The following is a 4415-nucleotide window of genomic DNA, read 5'->3' as shown; positions in this document are numbered from 1 at the left end:
GCGTGCATCATGGGGGTCTCGACCTCCATGTAGCCGTCGGCCTCCATGTAGCGGCGGATCAGGCTCACGATGGCGCTGCGGCGGCGGAACACGTCGCGCACCTCGGGGTTCATGATGAGGTCGAGGTAGCGCTGGCGGTAGCGGATCTCGCGGTCCGTGAGGCCGTGGAACTTCTCGGGCAGCGGGCGGACCGACTTGCTGAGAAGTACGAGGCTCTTGGGCGCGAGGCTCAGCTCGCCGCGGCGCGTGCGGACGACGTTGCCCTCCGCCTGGATGATGTCGCCCATGTCGAGCTTGCGCAGCAGCTCCCAGCTGGACTCGTCCATGTCGTTCACGCGGCAGAACAGCTGGATCCTGCCCGTCACGTCCTCCAGAACCACGAACATGAGCTTGCCCTGGCCGCGGATCGCGCGGATCCTGCCCGCGAGGGAGTACACGTCCTTGGTGTCGGCGCCGGCCTCGAGGTCCGCGTACTTCTCCTCCAGGTCCTTGGCGTGCGCCGTGACCTTGCTCTTGATGGGATACGGGTTGACGCCGGCATCCATGAGCGCCTGCCGCTTGGCTCGACGCACCGCCAGCACGTCGTTGATGTCAACCTCGGGCGCATTGCTCGTCTGGTCCATGCTCTTCTCCTACGCTCCTTTGCGTCGTCTACTTGCTTGCGTCATGCGCGGTCGCCCGCCGCCGCTCGCGTACCAAAAGCGCCCCAGCCGCACAGGCAAGCCTGCGCAGTGGGGCGCGATGCGGTTCCGTGGCGGCGGGTACGTGCTATCGCGTGATGTTCACGATCTTGTACTCGCGGGTCTTGCCCGTGGGGGTGTTGAAGGAAACCTGGTCACCAACCACGTGGCCGATGAGCGCCGCGCCGGCCGGGGACTCGTTCGAGATCTTGTGGTTGAGCGAGTCGGTCTCGGTGGTGCCCACGATGGTCAGGCTCAGGTCGTGGCCGTTCTTGTCCTCGAGCTCCACGGTCGTGCCGATGGAGACGGACAGGTGCGCGTCCTCGCCGGCCGCCTGCACCTTGGCCGTCGCCAGGATGTGGCGGATCTCGTTGACGCGGGACTCGTTCTGGGACTGCTCCTCCTTGGCGGCGTCGTACTCCGCGTTCTCGGAGAGGTCACCAAAGCCGCGGGCCTCCTTGATGCGCTCGACGATCTCGTCGTGCTTCTCGCCCTCGCGGTACTCGAGCTCCTCGACCAGCTTCTGGCGGCCTTCGGGGGTAAGGATGATTTCCTTGTTTGCCATGGTCTGCTTTCTTCCTCGGTGGGCGTCAGCGGGCGCCCGTGCTGCGTGTTGCTACTTGGAGAGGGGCTTGCCGCACTTGGCGCAGAACTCCGCGCCGGCCTCGTTCTTGTGGCCGCAGTGCGTGCAGTACACGGCACCCTCGTCGGCAGCGTCCGCGTCGGACTCGGCAGGCTCCTCCACGACGTCCTCGGCGGTGGCGTCAGCGGCGGGCTTGGCGTCCTCGACCTTCTTGTCGGAGTCGTCGCCCTCCTCCATGCCCTCGCGGACGTTCTTGACGGTCTTGCCGAGCGACTTGCCAAGCTTCGGGAGGTTCTTGGGCCCAAAGATGACCAGGACGACGACCAGGATCAAAAGTAGCTCCGGAACTCCCATTCCCAAAATCATTGCAAATCCTCCCAATGGGTTCTGCCAACAGGCGCGTTCTGTCTTATTGGTGCTTCTTCGTCGGATAATGACGCAATGGTTAGTATAACCAAAGCACCTGCGTACTCACAATCTCTATCGCCCATTTCCCCACCCTGCGCGGGAGCGACACAGGAGGCAGCAACCACATGCAAGGCATCCCCGCGCCGCTGCGCGTCGCCATCATCGTCTGCATCGTCATCGACGTCGTGTTCGTGGTCTTCATGGTCGTGCTCAGGAGGCGCGGCGTCTACGTCAAGCCCCACACCATGTTTGGACCCGCGCTCGTGTTCGACTCGCAGGACGACGACGGCGTCCCCATCCGCCTGCTCAACGTCAACGGCAAGTACCAGTCCGTCAGCTACGTGCAGGACAGCCTCAAGTACCGCCTTGTCTGCGTGTACCACCGCTACTTTGCGCAGATAGTCGACATCGCGGGCCTCCAAGGCGGGCGAGAAGGACGTGCCCTCGTCATAGGGGGCGGCGGCTACTCGTTTCCCAAGTGGCTCGTGAGCGAGTGCCCCAACCTGGCGACGACCGTCGTCGAGATCGACCCCAAGATCACCCAGATCGCGAAGGACCGCTTCTTCCTGGGCGACCTCATGCGCGACTACAGGACCGAGGAGACGGGGCGCCTCAGCCTCGTTACTGACGACGGCTGGGGCTACCTCCAGCACTCCGACCAGCGCTTCGACCTCATCGTGAACGACGCCTTTGGCGGCAGGAAGCCGCTCGGCCCGCTCAAGACGGACGAGGGCGCCCGCGCCGTGAGGGACCACCTTACCGAACGGGGCGTCTACCTGGCAAACGTGATCGCGCCGCTGCAGGGGCGCGGGCGCGAGGTGCTGGACGAGTCCCTGGCGGCCTGCAGGGACGCCTTCGAGCACGTCTACCTCATACCCGAGGCGCCCGAGAGACCCGAGCTCACGGGCGACAACGTCCTGGTGGCAAGCCGGGACGCGCTCAAGATCCAAAGGCAGTACGTGGTGAAGTAGCGCGCGGGCAGGCATCGGCGCGCAGCGCATGGCGACGCCGCGACCAAGGCCGCACGGGCTTCTCCCCCGGCGCTAGCCGCAGGTGCGCATGAGCTTGGAGGCAACCTCGGCGTGGCGCTTCTCCGGCACGGGGACGCGCGTGTCGTCCGTCATGACGACCTCGCGGCGCTCGATGAGCGATACGTAGCTGGGGTTCACGATGAAGCTGCGGTGCACGCGCACGAAGCCGGGGCCGAGCGAGCGCTCCACCTCGGAGAGGCCGATGCTCGCCTCGTAGTCGCCCGAGACGGTGTGGATGATGGTGTGCTTGCGGCGTGCGCCGACCCACAGGATCTCGTTGAGCGAGACAAAGCGTATGGGACCGTTGACGTCCGGGAACACGAGGCGGTGCTTGTCGCTCTGCGCGGCGATGCGCGCCTCCACGTAGCGTCGCGTGGCCTTGTCGAGGGTGCCGTCAATGCCCGCGTGGTCCGCCGTCATGCGGCGGCGCGGCCAGCTCACGAACATGGACACGATCTTGAGCTCGCCCGTGCGGCGCTCCCACGTGAACTGGCACCGCTCCTGCGTCTGATGGAAGAGGCCCTTCTCGCCGTCAACCGTCACGATGTAGCGGCCCACGACCGAGCACGCGTCGCCGCAGTTCTGCACCACGGTGAACTGGGCCTGGGATATGTGCGCCGGCTCGATCTCCCGCGCCGCGCGCTTGAAGTCGGCGGATACGGAATCGATTCCGCGCATATAACGGCCCTCGTCCGGGGCCACCCACATCACGTCATCACCGCAGCGGCCCAGCACAGCGTCGCTGTCGCCTTGCCAGAACCCCACGAGCGCTGCCTGGGTTAATTCGACACAGCGCCGCTCTATTTCCTTTTTCATGTCGCACCGCCAGTGTCAAGAACCAACCGTGCATTCAATGTATGCCCACTTGTAACGCCCGAGTTATGTCGCTGGTACCAAAAACCCGTGAATGGGAACCAGTATGCGATTTCATAAAATCGGCATGGCAAACGGCATCGATTCCGCTGCGAGTGTCCTTCTCGCCCGCTTATTCCCACCGTTTGCGTAGGATTTTGTTACGAGTCAGTTTTCCTACTTGATTGCTAGGGATTGCAGTGGCAGCATCTTGCCCAAGCGAGTTACCACGCACAAGGCGCTGTTTACCTCGCCACCAGTCCTTACAGGAGGAAATAGAACCATGAAGTACGCAGCAAAGACCGAGGGGCTCATCGGCTCCACCCCACTGATCGACCTGTCCGCCCTTGCGGACGGCAAGGCCACCGTCCTGGGCAAGTACGAGGCCACCAACCCCGGCGGCTCCGTGAAGGACCGCATCGCCAGGGCCATGCTCGACGCGGCCGAGAAGGACGGCTCCCTCAAGCCCGGCGGCACCGTGATCGAGCCCACGAGCGGCAACACCGGCGTCGGCCTGGCCATGCTCTCCGCCGCGCGCGGCTACAAGATGATCCTCGTGATGCCCGAGACCATGTCCGTGGAGCGCCGCAAGCTCGCCGCGTCCTACGGCGCGCAGATCGTGCTCACCCCGGGCTCCGAGGGCATGAAGGGCGCCGTCGCCAAGGCCGACGAGCTGCACGCCCAGACGCCGGGCTCCATCGTCGCGGGCCAGTTCGTGAACCCCGCGAACCCGCGCGCCCACTACCAGACCACCGGCCCCGAGATCTGGCGCGACACCGAGGGCGCCGTCGACTTCGTAGTCGCGGGCGTCGGCACCGGCGGCACCATCTCGGGCACCGCGAAGTTCCTGAAGGAGCAGAA

6 protein-coding genes are annotated in these 4415 nt (G+C 65.1%); 2 read left to right on the top strand and 4 right to left on the bottom strand.

Translation table 11 applies throughout. The features are described 5' to 3' along the window. From ACI38Z_RS02765 to tatA, 3 genes are all read right to left on the bottom strand, one after another. A partial coding sequence (locus ACI38Z_RS02765) for an OB-fold nucleic acid binding domain-containing protein (protein WP_439788658.1) occupies positions 1–623 on the bottom strand: 623 nt, incomplete at its 3' end. A 145-nt stretch (positions 624–768) separates the two neighbouring features. Beyond that, positions 769–1245 (bottom strand): transcription elongation factor GreA, encoded by a 477-nt coding sequence (greA, locus tag ACI38Z_RS02760; RefSeq protein ID WP_439788657.1) that lies wholly within the window; start codon positions 1243–1245, stop codon positions 769–771. A gap of 51 nt (positions 1246–1296) precedes the next feature. Next, on the bottom strand, positions 1297–1629 hold the full coding sequence (gene tatA, locus ACI38Z_RS02755) for a twin-arginine translocase TatA/TatE family subunit (protein ID WP_439788656.1): 333 nt from the start codon (positions 1627–1629) through the stop codon (positions 1297–1299). Positions 1630–1796: 167 nt separating this feature from the next. Here tatA and ACI38Z_RS02750 point away from each other — a divergent pair, with 167 nt between their 5' ends. Beyond that, complete coding sequence (locus ACI38Z_RS02750; protein ID WP_439788655.1) at positions 1797–2642, top strand: spermidine synthase; 846 nt, start codon at positions 1797–1799, stop codon at positions 2640–2642. A 72-nt stretch (positions 2643–2714) separates the two neighbouring features. On the opposite strand, the gene ACI38Z_RS02745 is transcribed toward ACI38Z_RS02750, so the two are convergent. Further along, entirely contained in the window at positions 2715–3467 is a 753-nt protein-coding gene (locus ACI38Z_RS02745; protein ID WP_439788653.1) for a LytTR family transcriptional regulator DNA-binding domain-containing protein, read from the bottom strand. Positions 3468–3837: 370 nt separating this feature from the next. On the opposite strand from ACI38Z_RS02745, the gene ACI38Z_RS02740 reads away from it, so the two are divergent. Further along, positions 3838–4415 (top strand): PLP-dependent cysteine synthase family protein (locus ACI38Z_RS02740; RefSeq protein WP_439788652.1); only part of this gene is annotated, 578 nt, incomplete at its 3' end.

Source organism: Parafannyhessea sp. (genome assembly GCF_051876455.1).
Taxonomy (GTDB): Bacteria; Actinomycetota; Coriobacteriia; order Coriobacteriales; family Atopobiaceae; genus Parafannyhessea.
The sequence above is the reverse complement of the archived record's forward strand: the minus strand, read 5'-3'. Positions and strand labels throughout refer to the sequence as shown.